The 1226-nt window shown below is 77.8% G+C and carries 1 protein-coding gene; it reads right to left on the reverse strand.

Annotated elements, in window-relative coordinates:
- Positions 1-86: 86 nt before the first annotated feature.
- Entirely contained in the window at positions 87-1037 is a 951-nt protein-coding gene (locus ABD317_RS37065; protein WP_344296488.1) for a VWA domain-containing protein, read from the reverse strand.
- Positions 1038-1226: the final 189 nt, after the last annotated feature.

The following is a 1226-nucleotide window of genomic DNA, read 5'->3' on the forward strand; positions in this document are numbered from 1 at the left end:
GTCCGCGGCGGGGCGGACGCCGGCGGTGAACGCGGGGCCGCGGGGCTCGCCGAGGCCGGGACGGGGGTGGGGCACGGACGTTCTCCTCACGGTAGGCGCGAGAACCACAGCAGGGACGTGGCCGCGGCCAGCAGCGCCGCGACGAGCGCGCCGGCGACGAACCACTGCCAGACCTCGCGCTCCTCGGTGCGGTAGCCGACGGAGCTGCCGATGTCCTCGTACACGGCCTCCAGCTCCGCGCCGGAGGCGGCCTCGTGGAACGCACCGCCGGTGGCGGCGGCCAGCTCCGCCAGCGCGGGCCCGTCCACCGGCACGGGGACGCTCTGCCCGCCGGCGAGCTCGATCGTGCCGTCCTCGGTGCCGTACGCGATCGTGGACACCGGGATCCCGGCGGCCGCCGCCTCCTCCGCGGCGGCGGCCGTGGCGCGGCCGGTGGTGTTCTGCCCGTCGGAGAGCAGCACGACGTGGGCGGGCGGCGGCCGGCGCTCGGCCTGTGCGTCCAGCGTGCGGATCGCCTCGGCGGCCGAGAACACCGCCTCGCCGATCGCGGTGCCCTGCCGGGTGTCCAGCCGGTCGAGGGCGCGGCGCATGGCCTCGCGGTCGGTGGTCGGAGGCAGGGCGACGGCGGAGGTGCCGCTGAAGGTAACGAGCCCGACGTTGAACCGCTCCGGCAGCTCGCCGACGAACGCCTGGGCGGCGTCCTGCGCGGCGGTGAACCGCGACGGGCGCACGTCGGTGGCCCGCATGGAGGCGGACACGTCCAGCGCGACCATGATCGTCGCCCGCTCCCGCGGCACCTCGGTCTCGGCGGTGGGCCGGGCGAAGCCGACGATGAGCAGCCCGGCCATGGCGCAGAACGCGGTGGCCGGCACGTGCCGGCGCCAGCCGGGGCGGCGCGGCATGACCTTGTCGAGCAGGTCGACGTTGGTGAACCGGACGGCGTACCGGCTGCGCCGGGCCTGCGTAACGACGTAGACGACGACGAGGGCGGCGAGCGGCGCGAGCAGGACGAGCCACCCGGGCGAGGCGAGACTCATGCGCGACCTCCGGAAAGAGGGCCGGTTCCGCGGAACCCCGCACGGCACCCGGAGCGGACCCGGCCGGACACATCCGCACCCGGCGCGGCGGCGGCGCAGTCCGGGCCCGGGGCCGCCGCGCGGACATGGCCCGCCGGGCGGCGGCCGTCCTCGCGCTGCGGCGGGCGGCGCGGGTACGGGGCCCGCGGC

The organism is Streptomyces synnematoformans, assembly GCF_039531005.1.
GTDB classification, from domain to species: domain Bacteria; phylum Actinomycetota; class Actinomycetes; order Streptomycetales; family Streptomycetaceae; genus Streptomyces; species Streptomyces synnematoformans.